22 protein-coding genes are annotated in these 21,704 nt (G+C 72.6%); 11 read left to right on the top strand and 11 right to left on the bottom strand.

From position 1 onward, the window contains the following. The first annotated feature begins 58 nt into the window (after nucleotides 1–58). Nucleotides 59–1,069: a LacI family DNA-binding transcriptional regulator gene (locus tag ACFJGV_RS13690; protein WP_378144542.1), complete on the top strand. Its 1,011-nt coding sequence runs from the start codon at nucleotides 59–61 to the stop codon at nucleotides 1,067–1,069. Between the two features lie 48 nt (nucleotides 1,070–1,117). Here the strand turns inward: ACFJGV_RS13690 and ACFJGV_RS13685 are convergent, their stop codons facing one another. The 3 genes from ACFJGV_RS13685 to ACFJGV_RS13675 all read right to left on the bottom strand — a co-directional run bounded on the left by ACFJGV_RS13685 (nucleotide 1,118) and on the right by ACFJGV_RS13675 (nucleotide 2,651). Beyond that, nucleotides 1,118–1,387 (bottom strand): hypothetical protein, encoded by a 270-nt coding sequence (locus tag ACFJGV_RS13685; RefSeq protein ID WP_378144541.1) that lies wholly within the window; start codon nucleotides 1,385–1,387, stop codon nucleotides 1,118–1,120. Between the two features lie 262 nt (nucleotides 1,388–1,649). After that, the gene (locus ACFJGV_RS13680) at nucleotides 1,650–1,982 is read right to left on the bottom strand and encodes a hypothetical protein (RefSeq protein WP_378144540.1); all 333 of its coding nucleotides are present in this window, start codon (nucleotides 1,980–1,982) and stop codon (nucleotides 1,650–1,652) included. A 114-nt stretch (nucleotides 1,983–2,096) separates the two neighbouring features. Further along, nucleotides 2,097–2,651, bottom strand: coding sequence for a GIY-YIG nuclease family protein (locus tag ACFJGV_RS13675; protein ID WP_378144539.1), 555 nt, complete (start codon nucleotides 2,649–2,651; stop codon nucleotides 2,097–2,099). A gap of 100 nt (nucleotides 2,652–2,751) precedes the next feature. On the opposite strand from ACFJGV_RS13675, the gene ACFJGV_RS13670 reads away from it, so the two are divergent. Then, on the top strand, nucleotides 2,752–3,729 hold the full coding sequence (locus ACFJGV_RS13670) for a zinc-ribbon domain-containing protein (protein ID WP_378144538.1): 978 nt from the start codon (nucleotides 2,752–2,754) through the stop codon (nucleotides 3,727–3,729). Nucleotides 3,730–3,885: 156 nt separating this feature from the next. Beyond that, nucleotides 3,886–4,572, top strand: coding sequence for an endonuclease/exonuclease/phosphatase family protein (locus tag ACFJGV_RS13665; protein ID WP_378148728.1), 687 nt, complete (start codon nucleotides 3,886–3,888; stop codon nucleotides 4,570–4,572). A gap of 97 nt (nucleotides 4,573–4,669) precedes the next feature. Here the strand turns inward: ACFJGV_RS13665 and ACFJGV_RS13660 are convergent, their stop codons facing one another. Next, on the bottom strand, nucleotides 4,670–5,962 hold the full coding sequence (locus ACFJGV_RS13660; RefSeq protein ID WP_378144537.1) for a GNAT family N-acetyltransferase: 1,293 nt from the start codon (nucleotides 5,960–5,962) through the stop codon (nucleotides 4,670–4,672). A gap of 34 nt (nucleotides 5,963–5,996) precedes the next feature. After that, entirely contained in the window at nucleotides 5,997–6,518 is a 522-nt protein-coding gene (locus ACFJGV_RS13655; RefSeq protein ID WP_378144536.1) for a DUF1707 domain-containing protein, read from the bottom strand. Between the two features lie 112 nt (nucleotides 6,519–6,630). Here ACFJGV_RS13655 and ACFJGV_RS13650 point away from each other — a divergent pair, with 112 nt between their 5' ends. After that, a complete protein-coding gene (locus tag ACFJGV_RS13650) occupies nucleotides 6,631–6,963 on the top strand; it encodes a DivIVA domain-containing protein (RefSeq protein ID WP_378144535.1) in 333 nt (110 codons plus the stop codon). Here the strand turns inward: ACFJGV_RS13650 and ACFJGV_RS13645 are convergent. Then, nucleotides 6,927–7,889: a carbohydrate kinase gene (locus ACFJGV_RS13645; protein WP_378144534.1), complete on the bottom strand. Its 963-nt coding sequence runs from the start codon at nucleotides 7,887–7,889 to the stop codon at nucleotides 6,927–6,929. The genes ACFJGV_RS13650 and ACFJGV_RS13645 overlap by 37 nt on opposite strands. A gap of 100 nt (nucleotides 7,890–7,989) precedes the next feature. On the opposite strand from ACFJGV_RS13645, the gene ACFJGV_RS13640 reads away from it, so the two are divergent. After that, a complete protein-coding gene (locus ACFJGV_RS13640; RefSeq protein ID WP_378144533.1) occupies nucleotides 7,990–8,841 on the top strand; it encodes a DUF3097 domain-containing protein in 852 nt (283 codons plus the stop codon). A 120-nt stretch (nucleotides 8,842–8,961) separates the two neighbouring features. Then, nucleotides 8,962–9,639, top strand: a complete 678-nt coding sequence (locus ACFJGV_RS13635; protein ID WP_378144532.1) for a GntR family transcriptional regulator — start codon at nucleotides 8,962–8,964, stop codon at nucleotides 9,637–9,639. 461 nt (nucleotides 9,640–10,100) lie between these two features. Here the strand turns inward: ACFJGV_RS13635 and rocD are convergent, their stop codons facing one another. Both rocD and ddaH read right to left on the bottom strand, forming a co-directional pair. Next, a complete protein-coding gene (gene rocD / locus ACFJGV_RS13630) occupies nucleotides 10,101–11,339 on the bottom strand; it encodes an ornithine--oxo-acid transaminase (protein WP_378144531.1) in 1,239 nt (412 codons plus the stop codon). Continuing rightward, entirely contained in the window at nucleotides 11,336–12,217 is an 882-nt protein-coding gene (gene ddaH / locus ACFJGV_RS13625) for a dimethylargininase (RefSeq protein ID WP_378144530.1), read from the bottom strand. The genes rocD and ddaH overlap by 4 nt, the downstream gene beginning before the upstream one ends. A 214-nt stretch (nucleotides 12,218–12,431) precedes the next feature. Between ddaH and ACFJGV_RS13620 the strand changes: the two genes are divergently transcribed. Both ACFJGV_RS13620 and ACFJGV_RS13615 read left to right on the top strand, forming a co-directional pair. Further along, complete coding sequence (locus ACFJGV_RS13620; RefSeq protein WP_085017868.1) at nucleotides 12,432–12,860, top strand: Lrp/AsnC family transcriptional regulator; 429 nt, start codon at nucleotides 12,432–12,434, stop codon at nucleotides 12,858–12,860. After that, entirely contained in the window at nucleotides 12,857–13,237 is a 381-nt protein-coding gene (locus ACFJGV_RS13615; RefSeq protein ID WP_378144529.1) for a GntR family transcriptional regulator, read from the top strand. Before ACFJGV_RS13620 ends, ACFJGV_RS13615 begins: the two co-directional genes overlap by 4 nt. Before the next feature lie 99 nt (nucleotides 13,238–13,336). Here ACFJGV_RS13615 and ACFJGV_RS13610 read toward each other — a convergent pair whose 3' ends face one another. Then, on the bottom strand, nucleotides 13,337–16,852 hold the full coding sequence (locus ACFJGV_RS13610) for a bifunctional proline dehydrogenase/L-glutamate gamma-semialdehyde dehydrogenase (RefSeq protein WP_378144528.1): 3,516 nt from the start codon (nucleotides 16,850–16,852) through the stop codon (nucleotides 13,337–13,339). Between the two features lie 114 nt (nucleotides 16,853–16,966). Here ACFJGV_RS13610 and ACFJGV_RS13605 point away from each other — a divergent pair, with 114 nt between their 5' ends. Genes ACFJGV_RS13605 through ACFJGV_RS13595 form a run of 3 tightly spaced genes read left to right on the top strand, consistent with a single transcriptional unit; the run spans nucleotide 16,967 to nucleotide 20,056 of the window. Then, nucleotides 16,967–18,553, top strand: a complete 1,587-nt coding sequence (locus ACFJGV_RS13605; RefSeq protein ID WP_378144527.1) for a phytoene desaturase family protein — start codon at nucleotides 16,967–16,969, stop codon at nucleotides 18,551–18,553. 55 nt (nucleotides 18,554–18,608) lie between these two features. Next, nucleotides 18,609–19,316 (top strand): DUF3105 domain-containing protein, encoded by a 708-nt coding sequence (locus ACFJGV_RS13600; protein WP_378144526.1) that lies wholly within the window; start codon nucleotides 18,609–18,611, stop codon nucleotides 19,314–19,316. After that, nucleotides 19,313–20,056, top strand: a complete 744-nt coding sequence (locus tag ACFJGV_RS13595) for a DUF305 domain-containing protein (RefSeq protein WP_378144525.1) — start codon at nucleotides 19,313–19,315, stop codon at nucleotides 20,054–20,056. Before ACFJGV_RS13600 ends, ACFJGV_RS13595 begins: the two co-directional genes overlap by 4 nt. Nucleotides 20,057–20,082: 26 nt before the next feature. Here the strand turns inward: ACFJGV_RS13595 and ACFJGV_RS13590 are convergent, their stop codons facing one another. Then, entirely contained in the window at nucleotides 20,083–21,063 is a 981-nt protein-coding gene (locus ACFJGV_RS13590) for an amidohydrolase family protein (protein WP_378144524.1), read from the bottom strand. A gap of 32 nt (nucleotides 21,064–21,095) precedes the next feature. Then, on the bottom strand, nucleotides 21,096–21,671 hold the full coding sequence (locus ACFJGV_RS13585) for a hypothetical protein (protein WP_378144523.1): 576 nt from the start codon (nucleotides 21,669–21,671) through the stop codon (nucleotides 21,096–21,098). Nucleotides 21,672–21,704 lie beyond the last annotated feature (33 nt).

The raw sequence follows: 21,704 nt of genomic DNA, 5'->3' as shown, positions 1-21,704 counted from the left end.
ACACTTGCACACGTTGCAAACGCTAAGATCGAGCCACGCCAGCGAGGAAGGAGCGGCCGTGCCGGTCACCCTGCGCGATGTGGCGGAGCACGCGAACGTCTCCCTGCGCACCGTCTCGAACGTCGTCAGCGGCTACCAGCACGTGAGCGAGCGGATGCGGCTGCGGGTGCAGCGGGCCATCGAGGAGCTCGACTACCGCCCCAACCCCGTCGCTCGCACCCTGCGGACCGGCCGCACCGGCCTGCTGGCGCTCGTCGTCCCCGAGATCGACGTGCCGTTCTTCAGCGAGCTGGCGCGCGACGTCATCACCGCCGCGGGCGAGCTCGGCTACCGGGTGATGATCGACCAGACCAGCCACGACCATCGACGTGAGCAGGAGCTCCTCCGCGGCGGTGACCGCGGCATGCTCTTCGACGGCATGCTCTTCGCACCTCTCGCCACCGCTGACGAGCTCTCCGGGGTCGAGCCCACGCCGACCATGCCCCTCGTCCTCCTCGGCGAGCACACCTTCGACGGCCGGTTCGACCACGTCGCCATCGACAACGTGCGAGCGGCCTTCGACGCGACGGATCATCTCCTCGACCTCGGCCGCACCCGCGTCGCGGCGATCGGCGGCCAGCCCAAGGAGGCCTACGCGACCCCGCTGCAACGGACCGCGGGCTTCCTCCACGCCCTCGAGGCCCGCGGGCTCGACGCCCGTCCCGAGCTCGTAGAGCCGACCGAGCGGTACAGCCGGGCCGAGGGGTACGCGGCGGCGACCACCCTGATGCGTTCCGAGATCCGGCCGGATGCGCTCTTCTGCTACTCGGACCTGCTCGCGATGGGTGCGATGAGGGCGGTCTTCGACGCCGGGCTGAGGGTGCCCGACGACGTCGCCGTGATCGGGATCGACGACATCGAGGAAGGCCGGTACTCGCGACCCTCGCTCAGCACCGTGTCGCTCGACACCCCCTACATTGCACAGGCGGCCGTGGCGCGGATCGTCGCGCGGATCGAGGAGCCCGAGCTCGACGCGGAGGAGTTCGTCGCTCCACACGCGCTGCGTGTGCGGGAGAGCACTGGGGGCTGAACGCCCACGGTCCGGGCACCGCGTCCAGCCGCTGTGCGTCTGAGCGCCTCAGTCGGCGGGCTGCTCCGTGGGCGGGTCCGGGCGCAGCCGCCGTGCACGCGAGAGCGCGACCGCGCGAGCCCGCCGCGTCCTCGACCGCAGCGTGGGCAGCAGGGGGCGACTCTGCGGCCGCGTGTGGGCCGGGTCGGCGCATCCGCAGGGATCGTAGTCACCCGGATGCACCATCTCGACGAGCACGGAGCACCGCCCCTCCCGCCGCGGCAGACGCAGCAGCAGCGGATGCCGGCAGGTCGGGCAGAGTCGGATCGGGTGGCTCATCGACGGGTCCTCGGGTGCGGTGATCGGCGGGATGCCGTGCTCGGGAGGGTGCCGCGCTCAGGCGGCGCCGTCGCACGGCTCGGAAGCCGGGCGCGGTGGGACCCGACGGCCGGGTGAGCGCGTCGGATCGGGCCGGGAGGCGAAGCGCGAGAACGCTCCGCTACGACGCTATCGCGAGTCGCGGCGGGAAGCCCGTGCTGCGGGGAGAACTCACCCTCGGCTCACCCGGTCTCCAGAACGCCGACGTCGGAACGCCCCGCCCTCAGTGCGTGCGGATGTACTCCTGCGAGCGCCCCTCGAGGTACGCGCAGAGCCTGGCCGCGAGCTCCAGCTCGCTCGCCAGCCCGGCGAGCTCCTCGGAGCCCAGCACGAGCTCCTGCTCACGAGGCCCGAACGTGACGGCCCACTTCGGGTCGCCCGGGCCCACGGGCTGAAGGAACATGTACGGCGTCGCGTTGCGCAGGCGCACGATGATGAGACCCGGGTCGGTGCCGGGGTCGCTCTCGTGCTCCTCCGCCTCGGCCAGGCCGGCCAGATCGGAGTCGGCGAACTCGTCCAACCACTCCTCGAGCAGTTCTCTCGTCCTGAACGGCATCCGCTTTCCCTCCCCCGTCACGTCGGTTCGTCCCGGCAAGCATGTCATATCCGGCCCGGACACCCCGCTCTCACCCCGACCCGTAGCGGGAGGCGGCCGACGCGTGGTAGCGGCTCAGCGGCGGGCGGCCAGCTCGCTGCGCCAGCGGGCGTGGAGCAGCCACGGATCGCCGGCGCGGGCGAGAGCCTCGATGTGCTCGACGAGGTCGCCCTCGAGCGAGAACCACTCGCCGCCCAGGCGGAGGTCGGCGAACTGGGCGTGCCTGCTCTGCTCGACGTCGCGCGCGCCCGGCTCGAAGGCGAGCACCTCCTCGTGCCTCAGCTGCGCCAACCTCGTGCGGGGCGTGGAGCTGGTGCCGATCTTCACCCTGTCGGCGAAGCGGATGTAGTAGACCACGTCGACCCGCGGCGGCGCGGTGTCGGCGTCGGGCAGCTCGCCGTACCGCCACTCGCACACCGCGCAGAGCCAGCCCGCGGGCCAGCGCACCCCGAGCCTCGAACCGCAGGCGATGCAGGGGCTCGGCAGCGCATCCGTCACCCCCACCTCGCCCACCACGGCCTCGTAGGCCGCCAGCAGGTGCTCGCGGCAGAGCCCGAGCGTGCCCTGCGGCGAGGGCTCCCGGCCACAGCGGCCGCCCGCGTCGTCGATCGGGCAGCCGCGCTCGTCCATGGCTCGACCGTACGCCGGGCCACCGACGGCGGGCGCGGGGCAGCGTACTCCCGGGCGGCGTCCTCACGCTGGCGTCGGTGGGTGCTCGTACGCTGGCGCCGTGGTGGAGAGCATCGACGCCTGGTGGGAGCGCCGGCAGCGTTCCAAGGGCGCGGCCGTACCCTACCCCGTCGGCACGTATCGCGAGGCGTGGAGCACCTTCCCCATGCTCATCCGCCAGTACCATCCCGAGTTCAACCGCGGCATCACGCTCACGCAGATCCCTCCCGGGGCGGATGTGTACCTCACCTGGCAGTGCGAGTCGGGCCACGTCTTCGTCGCGACGCCCGAGGAGCAGCGTTCGCGCCCCGGCCGGGTGCGCCGCCGGTCGGCCTGGTGTCCGGAGTGCTCCGTCGGCGCGCGCGGTGGGCCCCGCCTCCGTCCGCTCCCGCTCGACCCCCGTCCCGTCGGCTCCCGCCCGTCCGGCGCGAGCCCGCTCGGGCGGCACCCGGCCCCGACGTCGGCCCCGGCCCCGGCCGCGCCTGCCGCCCGTGCGGCGGGCCCCGCGCGAGGGACCACGGCGCGGACGACGGCACCTGTCCGGCCTCGGCCCGAGCAGGCTCGCGTCGATCCGCCCGGTCCCGAGCCCCGTCGGAGGGAGCGGGGCGAGCCGTTCCGCAGTCCCCACGCGCCTCGCACCGCATCCGCGGCGGAGGCCGACCTGCGCCGCCGGCTCGCGGACCGACTCGACCTCGACCTGGGGGTGCACAACGCCGTGTGGGTCGCGCAGGACTTCCACGGCCGACGGGAGGTCTGGCCCGACATCGTCCTCGCCGACCTCCGCGTCGTCATCGAGTACGACACGGTGGGCCGCTTCGGCCTGGAGCATGTGGGCCCGCGCGAGCAGTCCGACCGCTGGAAGGACCGCGTGCTGAGGCAGTGCGGGTGGGAGGTCATCCGCATCCGCACCGGCACGCTGCAGCCCCTCGGCCCGCACGACCTCGTCGCCCCGAGCGTCACCGCCACCCTGATCGAGCGCCTCCTCGACGAGCTCGGCCGCATCCGCGGCCCCCTCCTCGTCGCCGCCTACGCGCGCTGAGCCTTGCCTCGCGACCCATCCGACCCTCTCGTGTCGCCGAGACTGCCGAGAAGCTGACGGTTTCATGCGGGGGTTCGGCACGGAGACTGGCGCTACGATGCGGCGGTGGAAGAATGAGCACCACCCGACCCGGAAGATGCGACGAAGGCGGACACCCTGAACATCGTCAGCTACAACCTCCGCAAGCACGCGGCCATCGGCGAGATCGAGAAGCTCGCCGAGGAGACCGACGTCGACGTGCTGTGCCTCCAGGAGTGCGACAGCACCGACCTCCGTGACCAGGTCGGGCATCTGGCCCTCGCCGACTACACGAAGGCCAACCGGCTCGGGCTCGCGATCTACTACCGCTCCGACGCATTCCAGCTGCAGGCCACCCGCCTGTTCGCGCTGCGCAAGTCGATGCACGACCGCGTGATGGCGCCGGCGCACGAGCGCCTGCTCGCCGCGAAGCTGCTCGACACCCGCAACGACACCGAGTTCCTCGTGGGCAACTTCCACGCGGCGCCGCTCACCGCATCCAACTCGCTGCGCCGCAAGCAGATCGCGACCGCGCACGACGAGCTGCGCATCATGGGCCCCGGCGTGCCCACGGTGATGGTGGGCGACTTCAACTACCCGTGGTTCCAGGGCAACCTGCGCGAGGTGATGCAGGAGACCGGGCACGTGATGACCCGCAGCGACGGCCCCACCTACACGCGCTACAAGTACTTCACGGGCCACTTCGACTTCGCGACGTCGGTACACGCCGACGTGCTGTCGGTCGAGGCCCTGCCTCAGGGCATCTCCGACCACCACCCGATCCTCGTGGTCGCCGACGTGCAGCGGGAGCGCGCCGCCTCCTGACGGCCGCTTCTCCGTCGCTTCAGCACCGAATCAGGCCGACCCCCGCGTATATCGAGGAGGTCGGCCCGATTCGGTGTCGAAGCGACGGTTGCCCGCGTCAGAAGTGCGAGATGCCGTAGACCGGGGTGTCGGACGCGAGCAGGCGGTGGAGCCGGGCCGCCGCGCCGGCCGTGTGCTCCTGCACGGCGCCCGCCGCCGCGAGGACTCGGGCGTCGGCGCCGCCGAGGTAGAGCGACGCGAGAGTCGAGGCGTCGACCGTGACGTCGGGCGCGGCGTCGAACTCGCGCGTGACCGTGGCGAAGCCGTCGGCGGCGGCGATGCGGAAGGTGCCCGCCGCGTGGCCGAGGTCGTCGTCGACGTGGATCGTCAGCTCGCCCTCGGTCGCGTACGGGCGCGCCTCGAGCGCGGCGATCGGGTCGAGGATGCGAAGCCACACCCAGTCCTCGAGCTCGGTGACCTTCAGGGCACGCGAGTCGGTGAGGGCCCAGCGCAGCGGATCGTCGACCGGCGCGAAGCCGAAAGTCACCCGCTCGTTGAGGTCGATCGTGGCCAGGAAGTCCCACAGCCCGAGGTATGCGTCGTCGGTCGCGGCGACGAGGTCGACGACCTTGATCGTGAGCGGCTCGGTCTTCCACCCGAGCGAGCGGTACGCGACGTAGCCGTCGATCTCGCCCGCTTCGTCGTAGTGCAGGGCGGCGCGGATGCGCGCATCCGGCCCGCCCTTCTCGCTCTCGCGACCCGCGGTCTGCCGGCGAGCGCGCTCTTCGCGCCCCACCGACCCGGTGCTGCGCTCGTGGAAGCGGGCGAAGACGCGGGGCGCCACGTCGAGCAGCGCCCTCGGATCGGTGAGCTCTACGCGGCCCGCGGGCCGGGTGAGGAGGCGGAAGCGGGGGCCGGTGTCGACCTCGACATGGTGCACCGAGGTGGCCATGCCGAAGCCGAAGCGCCGGTAGATGGTCGCCTCCGACACGGTGAGCGCCGCCAGGGCGAGCCCGCGCTCACGCGCGCGGTCGAGGCTCTCGGTCATCATGCGCCGCAGCAGCCCGCGACGGCGGTGCGTGGGGCGCACCGTCACCGAGGCGATGAGGTGGGCGGGCAGCAGCCGGCCGCCACCGACGTTGATGGTGTCCTCGAAGTCGGCGAACGTCGCGACGGGCACCTCGGTCCCGTAGGAGCCGGGAAGCGGCTCGTCGATGTACACACCCGTGAGCTGCCGGCCGTCGGCGACGAGGTTGCGGGCGGCCTCACCCACCACCGAGTCGGACGGATCCTCCTCGTGGAACCCCTGCGACTCGGCCCGCAGCCAGGCCGCCGTGTCGGGATCGGCGGCCCCCTCCGCGGAGACCGAGGCGGGGAACGTGCGGAACCGGTAGTCGGGGGTGTCGCTCACCCCACCCACGCTAGCGGGCGCGGGCGAGAGGCGGTCAGGATCGGCGCGGCGGCAGCACCGAGAGCACGGTGTAGAAGACGCCGAGGAGGACCCACCACAGCCACGACGTCGTCCATCCGCCCGCGATGTTGAACCATCCGAACGTGAAGAAGAGGATGAGCGCCACGATGGGGGCGAGCGAGCGGATGAGGTGGAGACCGGTTCCCTCACCCGGCTGCGCGTACGGCCCGGGCTGCCCGTAGGGGCCGGGCTGGCCGTATCCGCCGGGCTGGCCGTACCCGCCCGGCTGACCGTACCCGGGCTGGCCGAAGGCGGCGGGCTGCGCGAACTGCGAGGGCGGCGGGGTGGGCGCGGCCGGAGCGACGGCGGGCAGATCGGCGAACAAGGGCGCGAGGTCGGCCTGCGTGATCGCAGCCTTGGCGCGGGTGGATCGCTCGGTGAACTCCTCCGTGGTGATGCGCCCGTCGGCGAGGGAGTGGGCGAGGGACGCGACGGCGGCGTCACGCTCGGCATTGCTGAGGCGGTGCGAGGACGTGGCGTCGCTGAAGTCGGTCATGGAGCTACTCTGGCGCATCCGCGCCCGTGCGTGCCAGTGCTTGACGTGCTGCGTCACAGGCGAGTCGCAGCTCGGCCTGGTGCGGGTCCGTGCTCCCTGGCAGGATCGCGGCATGGCCTGGTTCCGTCGCACCGACTCCGTCCCCCGCTCCGACCGCACGACGGCGGAGGCGGTGGCCGGCGTGCGGTTCTCCACGACGTCCTTCCGCGAGGGGTACGACATGGAGGACGTCGACGCCTTCCTCGAGGCCTGCGTCGAGACGCTGAGGTGGCTGGAGGGCGGCGTGCGTCCGGCGGCCCCACTCACGATGAAGCAGGTGCGGGATGCGCGCTTCGGCCAGACGAAGTTCCGGTCGGGCTACGACCAGGGCGAGGTCGACGACCTCCTCGATCAGGTCGCCGCGACCCTCTACGACGCCGAGGCTGCGCGCGATTCCACGTCGTAGGACGCGGCGAGCTCGGCTGCCGTGGGCGGGTTCGCGCCCGGCCGGCTGCAGGTGATGGCGGCGCAGCGCACGGCGACGTCGCCGAGCCGGGCGAGCGTCCGCTCGTCGACGTCGGTCGCTGCGCGCCAGGCGTCGACGTCGAGCCCACCGTCGGACGCGTCGAGCTCCTCCGCGATGACGTGGAGCAGCGCGCTCATGAACGAGTCGCCCGCGCCGATCGTGTCGGCCACCTCCACCCGCCGCCCGGGGACGGCGATCGCCGCCGAAGCGGAGACGAGCAGCGCGCCCTCCGATCCGCGGGTGACGGCCACGACGAGCGGCCCGAGGTCGCGGATGCGGTGGGCCGCGTCCTCGACAGAGACGCCGGGGTAGAGCCACTCGGCATCCTCGTCGCTGAGCTTCACCACGTCGGAGAGGCGGGCGAGGCGCTCGAAGCGGGCCAGCGCATCCTCATGCGGGCCGACGAGAGCGGGCCGGATGTTCGGGTCGAGCGAGAGCAGAGTTCGCGCACGCTCCGAGGCGAAGAGGGCCTCGACCGCCGACGCGCCCGGCTCGAGGAAGGCCGCGATCGACCCGGAGTGGAGGAGGGCCGCGGGCGGGACCACGGTGCTGTCCGGGATCGACCAGGTGACGTCGAAGTCGTACTGCGCGGCCCCGTCGTCGCCGATCGTGGCCGTGGCCGTGGACGTGTGCTCGGCGCTCCACGAGGCCTCGAGCACGTCGACGCCGGCGCCCTCGAGGTGCGCGGCGATGCGTCGGCCGTGCTCGTCGTCGGCGAGGGCGGTGAGGAGGCTCACGTCGTGCCCGAGACGGGCGAGGCCGTAGGCGATGTTCGCCGGCGAGCCCCCCGGATGCGCCTGACGTCCGTCGGGGCGGACCACGACGTCCATGATCGACTCGCCCACCGCGAGGATGCGTGCAGCCATGAGCACCTCCGTGTCCCAGGGTATCGGCGGCGTGTGCGGCCGGAGGCGCTTCCCGCGCGTCCGCGGGTCGCCGGGCGGGGTCGAGGCTACCGTGGAGCGGGTGTATGACGACCGCTACGGATCCGACGTTCTCGCGGGCTTCGACCGCCGCGCGAAGGCGGCCCCGCCGCCCGACGCCGCGGCCGAGTTCGACCTGGTCGTGGAGCACGTCGCGACCGACTTCTGCGGTTCGGTGGTCCGCGTCGAGGGTCGCACGGTCGAGCTCGAGGACCGCCGCGGGAAGCGCCGCGTCTTCCCCCTCGGGCCGGGGTTCCTCCTCGAGGGACGCCCGGTCACCCTCGTCGCCCCCACGCGGATGCGCGCGGCGGGCCCCGCGACGCCGGCGCGCACCGCGTCCGGATCCATCGCCGGCCCCCGAGGCCCTGCGCGGGTGGCCCGGGCGAGCCGCATCTTCGTCGAGGGGCGCCACGACGCCGAGCTCGTCGAGAAGGTGTGGGGCGACGACCTGCGCGGCGAGGGCGTCGTCGTCGAGTACCTCGAGGGCATCGACCACCTCGATGAGATCGTGCGCGAGTTCGAGCCCTCGTCCGCGCGACGGATCGGCGTGCTCGTCGACCACCTCGTCCCCGGATCGAAGGAGACCCGCATCGCCGACGCCGTCGCCCGCGGGCCGCACGGCCGCCACGTGCTCGTCGTCGGACATCCGTACGTCGACGTGTGGCAGGCGGTGAAGCCGGCGCGGCTCGGGATCAGTGCGTGGCCCACCGTGCCGCGGTCGATGGAGTGGAAGCACGGGATCTGCGAGGCGTTCCGCTGGCCGCACGAGAGCCAGGCCGACATCGCGCACGCGTGGAAGCGCATCCTCTCGCGGGTGTCGTCTTACACCGACCTCGAGCCCGCGCTGGTCGGGCCGGTCGAGCACCTCATCGACTTCGTCACCGCTCCGTCCTGAGTCGCGAGCAGCGCGCTGGCCTGCGGTGCTTCGGCGCTTCTGCGCGCGGCAGGAGCTTGCATTCACGGCGGTACACTTCCGTGAGGACACCGGTCGCGATCATCTGCAGGAGGGCACGGCATGCCGACGGCCACGGACAGCGCCACACGAGTCGACGACGCCTACGAGTGGCTGCTCGGTGAGATCACCGGCTTCCGCCTCCGCTCGGGCGCCCCGCTGAGCGAGAACCGGATCGCGGCGCAGCTCGGCATCAGCCGCACTCCCGTGCGCGAGGCGCTGCAGCGGCTCGAGAAGGAAGGGCTCGTCAAGCGCAGCGACGCCGCCCGCTTCACGGTGTCGCAGCTCACCGCCACCGAGGTCAACGACGCGTGCGACCTGCTCGAGGTGCTCGACAGCTACATCAGCCGCACGGCCGCGTCGAAGCTCACCGACGAGGAGGCGGCGACCCTCCGCAAGCACGTGGCGGCCATGTTCGCCGCCGCCGCGGCCGGCGACCGCGCGGCCTGGTCCGAGGCCGACCTCTCGTTCCACCGGCTCGCCAACCGGATCGCAGGCAACACGCTCGTCGCCGACACCGTGCGCGAGACGCGCCGCCGCATCCAGCGCTTCTGGCTGCGGGCGGCCTCGCAGGGCAGCCGCCTCGAGGAGTGCTCGCGCGAGTACGAGCGCCTCGCGGATGCGATGATCGCCAAGGACTACGACGCCATCGAGCCCGCGGTCTGCGCCCACATCGAGCACATGCGGCAGCGCATGCTCGACATGATCGCCGCCGCCGCGATCCTCCTCGGCGACGACTGACGGCTCCCCGCCGTCGGCGCCGCCTGCCCGGCGCCGACCGGCCGACCCGATGCTGCGGGTTGCGCCCGCGCCCCGGGCTGGCGGGGCCTCTACGGCCTCAACAACGTGCCCAGTGGGCGCAACCCGCGCGGGCCGCAGGAGGACGTCCGCCGCGCCAGCCCGCTGCCGCACGGTCGCAGGTGGAACGCGTCCACCCGCCCATCCCACGCCCGGCACCGCTCGCCGCGGCTTGCGCCCGCTCTGCGCACCGACGAGGCCCCACGGCCCCGCCAGCACGCCCGGCGGGCGGAACCCGCCTCCGCCCACCCCGCGACGGCACCGCGCTGCAGGGGCGGGCGGGCCGGCCGCCAGCCATCGCCCATCCCACGCCCGGCACCGCTCGCTGCGGGTTGCGCCCGCTCTGCGTGCCGACGAGGCCCCACGGCCCCGCCAGCACGCGCGGCGGGCGGAACCCGCGCTGCTCAGGGGCGGGGGGCGCGGAGCTCGTCGAGGACGGCAGCGAGCTGCGCCACCGCCCACTCGAGGTCGTCGGCGGAGACGACGAGCGGGGGCGCGAGGCGGATGGTGGAGCCGTGGGTGTCCTTCGCGAGGACGCCGCGGGCCATGAGCCGCTCGCAGACCTCGCGGCCGGTGCCGAGCGCGGGGTCGATGTCGATGCCCGCCCACAGTCCGGCGCCGCGCACCGCGACCACGCCGCGGCCGATGAGGGCGCGCAGCGAGTCGAGGAACGGCCCGCCGAGTTCGGCGGCACGGCGCTGGTGGTCGCCGTCGGCGAGCATCCGCACCACTGCGAGGCCCACGGCCGCGGCCAGCGGATTGCCGCCGAACGTGGAGCCGTGCTCGCCCGGGCGCAGCACGCCGAGCACCGAGCGATCGGCCACCACGGCCGAGACCGGCACGATGCCGCCGCCGAGCGCCTTGCCGAGAAGGTACATGTCGGGCACGACACCCACGAGGTCGCAGGCGAAGGTCGCCCCCGTGCGGCCCAGCCCCGACTGGATCTCGTCGGCGATGAAGAGCACGTTCCGCTCGGTGCAGAGCTCACGCACCGCAGGGAGGTACGACTCCGGCGGCACGACGATGCCCGCCTCGCCCTGGATGGGCTCGAGCAGCACCGCGACGGTGGTGTCGTCGATCGCGGCGGCCAGCGCCTCCGCGTCGCCGTAGGGCACACGCACGAAGCCGGGCGTGAACGGACCGAAGTCGTCGCGCGCCTGGGGGTCGTCGGAGAACGACACGATCGTGGTGGTGCGGCCGTGGAAGTTGCCGCCGGCGACGATGATCGTCGCCTGCCCGGCCGGGACACCCTTCACGCGGTAGCCCCACGCTCGAGCGACCTTGATGGCCGACTCGACCGCCTCTGCTCCCGTGTTCATGGGGAGCACCATGTCCTTGCCCGCGAGCGCGGCGAGCTCGGTGACGAGCGGGCCGAGGCGGTCGGAGTGGAAGGCACGGCTGGTGAGGGTGATCCGGTCGAGCTGAGCACGAGCGGCCTCGAGGAGGACCGGGTTCGAGTGCCCGAAGTTCACCGCGGAGTAGGCGGCCAGGCAGTCGAGGTAGCGGCGGCCCTCCACATCCGTCACCCACGCGCCCTCGCCCGAGGAGACGACGACGGGGAGGGGGTGGTAGTTGTGGGCCGCGTGCTCGTCGACCTCGGCGATCAGGTCGGCGGACGTCATGGTCGCGCTCGTGATGCTCATCGGAGCTCCAGGGTGCAGCACTTCACGCCGCCGCCGCCGAGCAGGAGCTCGGAGAGGTCGACCCCGATGGGCTCGTACCCGCGCTCGCGCAGCTGCCGCTCGAAGCCCTTGGCGCGCGAGGCGATCACGACGTTCTTGCCGTCGGAGATCGAGTTGAGGCCGAGGACCGCGCCGTCGGTCTCATCGACGAGGATCGCGTCGGGGTAGAGCCGCTCGAGCGTGGCGCGCGACTCGTCGTCGAACGCCGACGGCAGGTAGGCGATGTTCGCCGACTCGTCGTCGGTGAGCGGATCGAGCACCGAGATGGCCGTGTCGAGGTGGTAGAAGCTCGGGTTCACGAGGTTCAGCGACACGACCTCGCGATCGAACAGGCGGGCCACCTCGGCGTGGCTGGCGGTGGCGCTGCGGAAGCCCGTGCCGGCGAGGATGCGCGATCCGACGAGGAGGAAGTCGCCCTCGCCCTCGTTGGTCTCCTCCGGCTCGGCCACCCGGTAGCCGTGGTCGGCGAACCAGCGCATGAACGCGGGGCCCTCGGCCGCTCGCTGCTCGTGCGTGAAGCGGGCGCCGTAGGCGAGGCCGTCGATCACGAAGCCGCCGTTGGCGGTGTAGACCATGTCGGGCAGGCCCTCGATCTGATCGATCAGCTCGACCTCGTGGCCGAGCGACACGAAGGTGTCGTGGAGCGTCTGCCACTGGCGCACGGCGAGGGAGGTGTCGGTGGGGACGGCCGGATCCATCCACGGGTTGATGCGGTACGCGACCGTGAAGTGGTCGGGCCGGCACATCAGGTAGTGGCGACGGGTGGCCGTGCGCTCGCGCGACGCGGTCTGCGTCTCGTCGGAGGGCCGGGCGGCGGTGTCGGTGAGAGGGGTCGACATTCGTGCTCCTCGGGGTCGAGGCCCGGATGGCGCTCGCCGCGACGGACGCGGAGCGAACCGGGATCGGATGGCGGACCAGCGCGCTGTCCAGGGGCCCCGAAGGGCACGCCGCGGCCAGTCTCGCACGCCAGAAACGGCCATGGCGTGCGTCATCCGCTCGATCTCTTGCGTCATCGCTCGCATGACGCAACGAAACAGCGTAGGGTCGTCCCTCATGGACGCGCTCGACCACCGGATCATCGACCTGCTCAAGATCAACTCCCGGAGCGGGTACGGCGACATCGGACAGGTCGTCGGGCTCTCCGCCTCCGCGGTGAAGCGGCGCATCGACCGCCTCGTCGCCGACGGGGTCATCACGGGCTTCACGATCCAGCTCAACCCCGCGCTCGACGGCAGCTCGACCGAGGCCTACGTCGAGCTGTTCTGCCGTGGCACGGTCGCGCCGGCAGAGCTCAAGCGGATCCTCTCGGGGGTGCCGGAGGTCGTGGATGCGGGCACCGTCACAGGCAGCGCCGACGCGATCGTGCACATCCGGTCGCGCGACATCCCGAGCCTCGAGGATGCGCTGGAGCGCGTCCGCATCGCCCCCAACGTCGACCACACCCGCAGCGCGATCGTGCTGTCGAACCTCATCCGCCGATGAGCGCCGCCCTCGCTCCGTCCGGACTCACCGTCGACCCGGGCTCGGCGGTCCCGCCGTATGAGCAGGTGCGCACCGGGATCCGCGACGCCGTGGAAGCCGGCACCCTGGCTGCCGGCGCGAAGCTCCCCACAGTGCGTGGGCTGGCGGACGAGCTGGGGCTCGCCGTCAACACGGTGGCGCGCGCGTACCGCGAGCTCGAGACGGACGGAGTGATCGAGACGCGGGGACGCAGCGGCTCGTTCGTCGCCGCGACCGGATCGCCGTCGCACCAGGCCGCCCAACGCGCCGCCCGCGAGTACGCGGACCGCGTGCGCTCCCTCGGGGTGGATCCGGCGGAGGCGCTCGACCTCGTCCGCGCCGCCCTCGCCCACCCCTGACGCGACCCGTCGGCGAGTTTCGCCACGCTGAGGTGGTTTCGCCACGTCGATCGGTGTGGCGAAACGGCGTGGATGTGGCGAAACGGCCCGGTGGAGAGGCTAGAGACCCAGCGAGCGCAGGAGCGGGGTGGGGCTGCCGAAACGGTGGTCGGTGGCGCTGATCGCCTGCTCGCGCACGAAGGGGAGGAGCTCGACGCGGCCGGCGCGGGTGACCGCATCCGGGTAGATCGCCATGTCGCACGAGCCGCATAGCGCGACCGCGAGGTCGTAGGCCGAGCCGCCGATGAGGCGGATGCGCGGCACGTCGCCCAGGTAGGTCGGCACGCGCTCGAGCCAGGCGGCGTCGGTCTCGACGACGACCTTCACGTCGCGCTCCTTCAGCAGCGCCCTCAGGGGGCGGGGCAGCTTCGCGGCGGTGCTCACGAGCATCCGCGACCTGGCCAGCGTGCCCGCGGCGAGCACGCGTACCAGCGAGTGCAGCGGCTCGCCCTCCGACAGGCGGATGAGGACGGGGACGGGCAGGTGCCGCAGCACGTTGCGCTCCACCCCGAGGTCGGACGGATCGGCCGGCGCGAACACGGTCTTCCAGGCGACGGCGTCGCTCTTCGCCCCGCGGCGGGCGATGTCGAAGTCCTCCCACTCGAGCCCGGTCGTGGTCGACTCGAGCAGCTGCGCCACCGCTGGGTCGAGGCCCGCGAGGCTGAGCCCGTGGCCCGGCTCGCCCGGCTCGGACACCCAGCTCCCGAGGTGCGCGAGGTAGTGCGGGCCCCCCGCCTTCGATCCCGCGCCGACGGACGAGCGCTTCCAGCCGCCGAAGGGCTGCCTGCGGACGATGGCACCTGTGATGCCCCGGTTGACGTAGACGTTGCCCGCCTCGACGTTCGACAGCCAGGTCGCGATCTCCTCGGCGTCGAGCGAGTGGATGCCCGCGGTGAGCCCGAACTGCACGGCGTTCTGCAGCTCGAGGGCCTCGTCGAGCGTCTCGGCGCGCATGAGCCCGAGAACCGGGCCGAAGTACTCGGTGAGGTGGAAGGGAGTGCCGGGAAGCACCCACTCCTTCACCCCGGGCGACCAGAGGCGGCCGCTCTCGTCGAGGCTGCGCGGCTCGACGAGCCAGCGCTCCCCCGGGCCGAGGGTGGTGAGCGCCTCGGCGAGCTTGCCCGTGGGCGGCTCGATGACGGGGCCCATCTGTGCCGTCGGGTCTGACGGCCACCCGACCCGGAGTGAGGTCACGGCGTCGACGAGCTGCCGCCGGAAGCGCGCCGACTCGGACACCGAGCCGACCAGGATGGCGAGGCTCGCCGCGGAGCACTTCTGGCCCGCGTGACCGAAGGCGCTCTTCACGATGTCGGACACCGCGAGGTCGAGATCGGCGCTGGGCGTGACCACGATGGCGTTCTTGCCGCTGGTCTCGGCCAGGAGGGGCAGGTCGGGGCGCCAGGAGCGGAACATCGCCGCCGTATCGTACGAGCCGGTGAGGATGAGGCGATCGACGCGGGGGTCGGACATGAGACGCCGGCCGAGGTCGCCCTCGTCGACGTCGACGTCGACCAACGCGAGGACGTCGCGCGGGATGCCCGACTCCCAGAGCGCCTCGACCATGACGGCGGCGGAGCGCCGAGCCTGCGGCGCGGGCTTGATGATGACGCCGCTGCCCGCCGCGAGCGCCGCGAGCACACCGCCGGCGGGGATGGCGACGGGGAAGTTCCACGGCGGGGCGACCACGGTGAGCGACGACGGCACGAAGGAGGCCCCGTCGACGGCGTCGAGCTCGAGCGCCGAGAGCGAGTAGTAGCGGGCGAAGTCGACGGCCTCGCTGACCTCCGGATCGGCCTGATCGATGGTCTTGCCCGTCTCGGCCGCCATCACCTCGATCAGCCTGTCGCGGTTGCTCTCGAGCGAGTACCCGGCGCGGCGCACGAAGCCCGCGCGCTCCTCCGCGGAGCGCGCGCCCCAGGCGTCGCCTGCTGCCTTGACCCTCTCGACGACCTCCTCGAGGGCACCCTCGGAGTCGATGCGGGCGGCGGCGATCGAGCCGGCCCCGAGATCGGACGCCGGGACGCGAGCGAGGATCCGCCGGGCCCACTCGCGGTTGGCGGCGAGCGCGGGATCGGTGTCGGGGGTGTTGCGGAACTCGCGCGGCATGGGTGCGATCTCGTCGGCGAGCCGGTTCTGCGTGCGGTTCGGCGTCGGCGGCTCGAGCCCCTCCTGGTCGAGCAGGTCGAGCGAGGCGAGGAAGCGGTCGCGTTCCCTCGCGAACAGGGTCTCGTCGTCGGCGAGGTCGAACACGGCGGACATGAAGTTCTCGTCGCTGGCGTTCTCCTCCAGCCGTCGCACGAGATAGCCGATCGCGACGTCGAACTCCGCCGGAGCGACGACGGGCGTGTCGAGCAGCAGGCCGCCCACGGTGCGACGCACCTCATCGGCCTGCGCCGAGGCCATGCCGAGCAGCATCTCGACGTCGACCGCCTCCTGCACACCGCGCTCGCCGGCGAGGAGCCAGGCCCACGCGATGTCGAAGAGGTTGTGCCCCGCGACGCCGATGTGCAGCGCGTCGGTGTGCTCGGGGCGCAGCGCCCAGTCGAGCACGCGCTTGTAGTTGGCGTCGGTCTCGACCTTGCGGTCGTAGGGCGCGAGCGGCCAGCCGTGCAGCGTCGCGTCGACGCGCTCCATGGCGAGGTTGGCGCCCTTCACCACACGCACCTTGAGCGGGGCGCCGCCGCGCGCCCGCCGTTCTGCCGCGAACTCGTGCAGCCTCTGCAGGGTGGCGAGCGCGTCGGGCAGGTAGGCCTGCAGCACGATGCCGGCCTCGAGGTCGAGCAGCTCGGGCTGCGACATCACCCGCATGAAGACGGCGACGGTGAGGTCGAGGTCGCGGTACTCCTCCATGTCGAGGTTGATGAACTTGCGCCGGTCGGCGGTGGTCGACTGCGCGATGCTCTGCGGGCCCATGAGGCTGCGGTCGGCGGCGAGCCGGTAGAGCGGGAGCAGGCTCTGCGCGACGCGGTCGACGGTCTCGTCGAAGCCCCACATCGACAGGTCGGCCGCCACCGACGACACCTTCACCGAGACGTAGTCGACGTCGTCGCGCTGGAGCAGGCGGGTCGTGCCCTCGAGCCGCTTCGCGGCCTCGGCATCGCCCAGCACCGCCTCGCCCAGGAGGTTGATGTTGAGGCGGACGCCCTCGGCGGCACGGAGGGCCGCGACGGCGGGCCCGAACTTCGCCGGGCGGGCGTCGACGATGAGGTGGCCCACCATCTGGCGCAGCACGCGACGGGCGATCGGCACCACGACGCCGGGAGCGACCTCGGCCACACCGCGCCCGACACCGAGCGCGGAGCGCAGCGTCCAGGGCAGGAACCCGGGTACCTTCGCGGCCACCTGCACCAGGTCGCGGGCGGCGACGGCGTTGTCCTCCGGACGCGCCACCCCGTCGACGAAGCCCAGCGTGAAGGCGAGGCCGTCGGGATCCTTCAGCACCCCGGCCAGCCGGGTCGCGGCGGGGTCGGCCGGGGCATCACGGCTGGAGTCGAGCCAGGTGCGCGCGAGCTCGATCGCGCGTTCGGCGAGGTCTCGCGGCCTGGGCGAGGGGGCCGGGTGGGCGCTGTCGTCCATGTCTCGAGGATAGGGCGCGAGGCCCGCCGCGGCCGGTCTGTGGAGAGGGACGCGCCGCATCCCGCCCTGTGCAGGAGTCGAGGCGGCTCGCCGCCGCCCCCGTAAGCTGCCCGCATGCAGCGTCGATGGGATGTGATCGTGGTCGGCGGCGGCCACAACGGGCTCGTGGCCGCGGCCTACCTGGCTCGGGCGGGCCTCTCGGTCTGCGTGCTCGAACGGCTCGACACCGTGGGCGGCGCGGCGGTCTCGGCATATGCCTTTGAGGGCATGGATGCGCGCCTGTCGCGCTACTCGTACCTCGTCAGCCTGTTGCCGCAACGCATCCTCGACGATCTCGGGCTTCGACTCGAGCTGCGGCGGCGCCGCTACTCGTCGTATACGCCTCTGCCGGGGAGCGACCGCGGCCTGCTCATCGACACGCTGGACGCCGACGCGACGGCGAGCTCGTTCGATCGGCTCGGTGCCGGGGCCGACGCCGCCGTGTTCGAGCGCTGGGGCGCCGACCTCGCCCGCCTGGCGGCGGTCGTCTGGCCCTCGCTCACCGAACCCCTGGTGACGCGCGAGGAGATGCGCACACGGCTGGGCGACGATGCTCTCTGGCGTGAGATCATCGAGCGGCCCGTGGGCGAGTCGATCGAGCGGCGCTTCGCCGACGACACGGTGCGCGGGGTCGTGGCGACGGATGCGCTCATCGGCACGTTCGCCTCCCTCGCCGATCCGGGGCTGCAGCAGAACGTCTGCCTGCTCTACCACCTCATCGGGCAGGGCACCGGGGACTGGGACGTCCCCGTGGGCGGCATGGGCGCCCTCACCGCGGAGCTGGCGCGTGCCGCGCGGGAGGCGGGGGTCGAGATCGTCACGGGTGCCGCGGTCGTCGCGGTCGACCCGGGAGACGGAGCAACGGATGCCACCGTCCGGGCGGTCGTCGAGGGTGGCGAGCAGACGCTCGTCGCCGGGCGCGTGCTGAGCGGCGCCTCCCCACACGAGCTGGCCCGGCTGCTCGGCGACCCACCGCCCCCACCCGCCGAGGGAGCGCAGGTCAAGGTGAACCTCCTCCTCTCGCGCCTCCCGCGCCTTCGGGACGAGTCCGTGTCCCCCGAGCTGGCGTTCGGGGGCACCTTCCACATCCACGAGGGATACCAGCACCTCGAACGGGCGCACGCGGAGGCGGAGCAGGGACGCATCCCCGCCCCGCTTCCCGCGGAGGTGTACTGCCACTCGCTGACCGACCCCAGCATCCTCTCGCCCGAGCTGCAGGAGAGCGGGGCCCAGACCCTCACGCTCTTCGGGCTGCACACCCCGCACCGGCTCGGCGCCTCCCGCGACGACCTGCAGCGCGCCGCGCTCGAGTCGCTCGACAGCGTGCTCGCCGAGCCGATCGCGCCGCTCCTGTTGCGCGACGCTTCGGATCGCCCGTGCGTCGAGACGAAGACCACGGCCGATCTGGAGGACGGACTGCGGCTGCCCGGTGGCAACATCTTCCACGGGGCCCTGGCGTGGCCCTTCGTCGAGGACGACGAGCCCCTCGACACCCCCGCCCAGCGCTGGGGAGTCGCGACGGCGCATCCGCGGGTGCTGCTCTGCGGATCCGGATCCCGACGCGGCGGCGCGGTCTCGGGGCTCGGCGGGTTCGCCGCGGCTCAGGCGGTGCTCGAGTCGCTCGAGTCCGTCGGTGGGCGTGCGCTCCCAGGAGACTCCTGAACTACGTCGGTACGTTGCACCTGCAACCATTCGACAGCGAGCCGGAGAGCCTCACGTGAGCAATCAGTCCCCCCGACCCGGGTCGAGCCCGATCCCTCCGAAGGCCAAGGACGCTCAGCGTCAGCTCTCGGTGAAGCAGCAGCGCGAGCAGCGCCGCGCCGAGAAGGTCGCCGAGTTCCAGCGCACGCAGGCCCGGCAGCGCCGAAACCGGATGATCACGATCGTGTCGAGCATCGTCGGCGGTGTGGGTGTGCTCGCCCTCGTCATCACGCTCGTGATCGTGAACGCGGCGCCGAAGGTCGATCCGGCGAGCATCGCGATCGACGGGCTGCAGTCGTATCCGAACCTCACCGCCAACCATGTGCAGGGCTCGGTGACGTACGACCAGACGCCCCCGGTGGGCGGCGACCACGCGGCGATCTGGCTCAACTGCGGCGTCTACTCGCAGCCGGTGCCCAACGAGAACGCCGTGCACGACCTCGAGCACGGCGCGGTGTGGGTGACCTACGATCCGGATCAGGTCGACGCCGCGGGCGTCGAGGCCCTCCGTGGAGCCCTCCCCTCGACGTACATCGTGCTCTCGCCCTACCCGGGCCTCGGGGCACCGGTCGTGGCCTCCGCGTGGGGCGAGCAGGTGAAGCTCGACGGCGTCGACGACCCGCGGCTCAACGAGTTCGTCACGAAGTTCTGGCGCTCGAACGACGCCCCCGAGCCCGGCGCCTCCTGCACCGGCGGACTCGACGGGCCGGGCCGCGTCGCGTGACCTCCCCCGTCCGCGAGCCGGAGGCGACCGAAGAGGGCGAGGAGCGCGAGGGCGCCGCTCCCGCGCGGTCGCGCTCGACCGGACGCGGGCGCGGCCTCGCCGCTGCCCTCACCACGGCGATCGCGGTGGGGCTCGTGTGCTTCCTGGCGGGATGGTTCCTCGCGCCGCGCTCGTCGTCGCCCGGTGAGGGCAGCGCGGAGGCGGGCTTCGCCCGCGACATGCAGACGCACCACGATCAGGCGGTGCAGATGGCGATGCTGATCCGCGACCGCACCGACGACGAGGCCGTGCGCAGCCTCGCCTACGACATCGCCACGTCGCAGGCGCAGCAGTCCGGCCAGATGTTCGCCTGGCTCAACGAGTGGAACCTGCCGCAGGCCTCGACGCAGCCGCCCATGACGTGGATGCTGCAGCCCGTGATCACCCCCGGTGCTGACGACATGGCCGGGCACGGCATGGCGGCGGGCAGCGGCACGGTGCCGACGACGATGCCCGGCTTCGCGTCCGACGCCGACATCGCGCGGCTCACCGCCGCGCAGGGCACCGACGCGGAGCGGATCTTCCTCCAGCTGATGATCGCGCACCATCAGGGCGGGGTCGAGATGGCGGATGCGGTGATCGCCCGAACCGCCGACCCCGTGGTGCTGGCCCTGGCGAACTCGATCGTGTTCGCGCAGACCGGTGAGATCCAGTACATGCAGCAGCTCCTCGACGCGCGCGGCGGTCCGCTCCCCGCGTGAGCCGCAGGTCAGGCGTGAGCCGCGGATCAGGCCGGAAGGCGGAACAGCCTCCTGGCGTTGCCCTCCGTGAACGCGGTGCGCGCCTCGTCGCTCGGGAACGCGTCGAGGAAGGAGCGGATGTCGTCCCGGCTCGGTCGCTGGAACGGATAGTCGGTCGAGAACAGCAGCCTGTCGGGCGTGGTGATGTCGAGTGTGTGGCGCAGGAGCGCCGGGTCGAGCATTCCCGAGCTGGTGATCCAGACGTTCTCGCGGAGGTACTCGAGCATGCTCTGCTCGAGCCCCGCGGTGCGCGCGAGGCTCGCGATGCGGTCCTTCCAGAACAGCAGCAGCTCTCCCCAGTGGCCGAGCACGATCTGCAGCTCAGGATGCCGATCGAACGTGCCGGCCACGATCAGGCGGAGGGCCGCCAGAGCGGCCTCGAGGTGCCAGCCCCATCCGAAGGTGGCCAGTCCGAGGTCGGTCGATCCACCGAATCCGCTGTAGGCCGCCTCGCGGACCGTCTGCGACGGCACCTGCGGGTGGATGAACACCGGCAGGCCGAGGCGCGCGGCGGTGGCGAAGACCTCGTCGTTGCGCGGATCATCGAGGGGGACGACGCCGGCGCGCCCGTAGACCATGGCGCCCACGAGACCGAGCCCGGCCGCGCGCTCGAGCTCGGCCGCCGCTGCGCCCGGGTCGGGCATCGGCAGCGAGGCGAACGCACGGAAGCGGTCGGGATGCGTCGCCACGGCCCGGGCGGCGATGTGGTTCGCTCGCGCGCTCCACTCCACGGCCGCTGCCGGGTCGAGCGGATGCGTGCCGGGCGGGGCGAGCGAGAGCACCTGGACGTCGACACCCTGCTCGTCCATCATCGCCAGACGCAGCTCGCCCAGATCGTCGAGACGTTCGAGGTTGTCGCCCATCTCGTCGAGGACGATGCTCGGGTCGCCCTGCCCCTCGGGCAGCCGACGCACCTCGTCGGTCAGCGCGGGCAGGTTCCAGTGCTCTTCGATCGCGATGAGTCCCATGACGCCGACGCTACGCCCCCGGATGCAGGTGGTCAGTTCATGACGAGGGTCTGGTCGCGCACGCCGAGCTTCTGGCCCGCGTTCATGCTGCTCGCATCGCCGACCATCGCCCAGTTGCCGCCGAGCAGGTAGCTGGTGCTGGCCTGCGTCTTGACGACGGTCTGGGCGTCGTACCACTTCTTCGCCTCGCCCTCGGACGCGAACACCGCGATCGTCTGGGTGCCGCCGGACGGACCGGTGCAGTCGAGCGACGAGGTGGCCACACTGAGACCCGAGTCGACCGGATTCTCGCACGTGCCGCCGGCCTTGAGGAACGCGTCGAGCACCGCCCGGGCGTCGGCGAACGTGGAACCCTGCACATCGCTGCCGCCGTCGGCCGCGTCGGCGTCCTCGTCGTCGTCATCAGCGCCCGCCGTGGGGCTGCTCGTGGCGGCGGCGCTCGCCTGCGACTGGCCGCCCGACGAGCCCGCGCCCGAGCCCGAGGCGCATCCGGCGAGACCCAGCACGACGGTCGCCGCGACAGCGGCGCCGAGCAGCAGACGACGTGCGCGGCGAGGTCCCCCCGCGGACTCCTGGGCGGCGAGGGTCGGGGTCTGTGCGTGGCGCATGCTGTCTCCTCACGGCGACGACGACCGCCACCG

The sequence above is a fragment of the Cnuibacter sp. UC19_7 genome (genome assembly GCF_042699995.1).
In the GTDB taxonomy this organism is placed as follows: Bacteria; Actinomycetota; Actinomycetes; order Actinomycetales; family Microbacteriaceae; genus Cnuibacter.
This window is presented reverse-complemented; position numbering and strand designations above follow the sequence as displayed.

Coding starts and splice junctions, on each gene's coding strand:
- ACFJGV_RS13685 (WP_378144541.1), bottom strand. CDS start 1,387: ATGAGCCACCCGATCCGACTCTGCCCGACCTGCCGGCATCCGCTGCTG.
- ACFJGV_RS13680 (WP_378144540.1), bottom strand. CDS start 1,982: ATGCCGTTCAGGACGAGAGAACTGCTCGAGGAGTGGTTGGACGAGTTC.
- ACFJGV_RS13675 (WP_378144539.1), bottom strand. CDS start 2,651: ATGGACGAGCGCGGCTGCCCGATCGACGACGCGGGCGGCCGCTGTGGC.
- ACFJGV_RS13655 (WP_378144536.1), bottom strand. CDS start 6,518: ATGACCGACTTCAGCGACGCCACGTCCTCGCACCGCCTCAGCAATGCC.
- ACFJGV_RS13650 (WP_378144535.1), top strand. CDS start 6,631: ATGGCCTGGTTCCGTCGCACCGACTCCGTCCCCCGCTCCGACCGCACG.
- ACFJGV_RS13645 (WP_378144534.1), bottom strand. CDS start 7,889: ATGGCTGCACGCATCCTCGCGGTGGGCGAGTCGATCATGGACGTCGTG.
- ACFJGV_RS13635 (WP_378144532.1), top strand. CDS start 8,962: ATGCCGACGGCCACGGACAGCGCCACACGAGTCGACGACGCCTACGAG.
- rocD (WP_378144531.1), bottom strand. CDS start 11,339: ATGAGCATCACGAGCGCGACCATGACGTCCGCCGACCTGATCGCCGAG.
- ddaH (WP_378144530.1), bottom strand. CDS start 12,217: ATGTCGACCCCTCTCACCGACACCGCCGCCCGGCCCTCCGACGAGACG.
- ACFJGV_RS13620 (WP_085017868.1), top strand. CDS start 12,432: ATGGACGCGCTCGACCACCGGATCATCGACCTGCTCAAGATCAACTCC.
- ACFJGV_RS13615 (WP_378144529.1), top strand. CDS start 12,857: ATGAGCGCCGCCCTCGCTCCGTCCGGACTCACCGTCGACCCGGGCTCG.
- ACFJGV_RS13610 (WP_378144528.1), bottom strand. CDS start 16,852: ATGGACGACAGCGCCCACCCGGCCCCCTCGCCCAGGCCGCGAGACCTC.
- ACFJGV_RS13605 (WP_378144527.1), top strand. CDS start 16,967: ATGCAGCGTCGATGGGATGTGATCGTGGTCGGCGGCGGCCACAACGGG.
- ACFJGV_RS13590 (WP_378144524.1), bottom strand. CDS start 21,063: ATGGGACTCATCGCGATCGAAGAGCACTGGAACCTGCCCGCGCTGACC.
- ACFJGV_RS13585 (WP_378144523.1), bottom strand. CDS start 21,671: ATGCGCCACGCACAGACCCCGACCCTCGCCGCCCAGGAGTCCGCGGGG.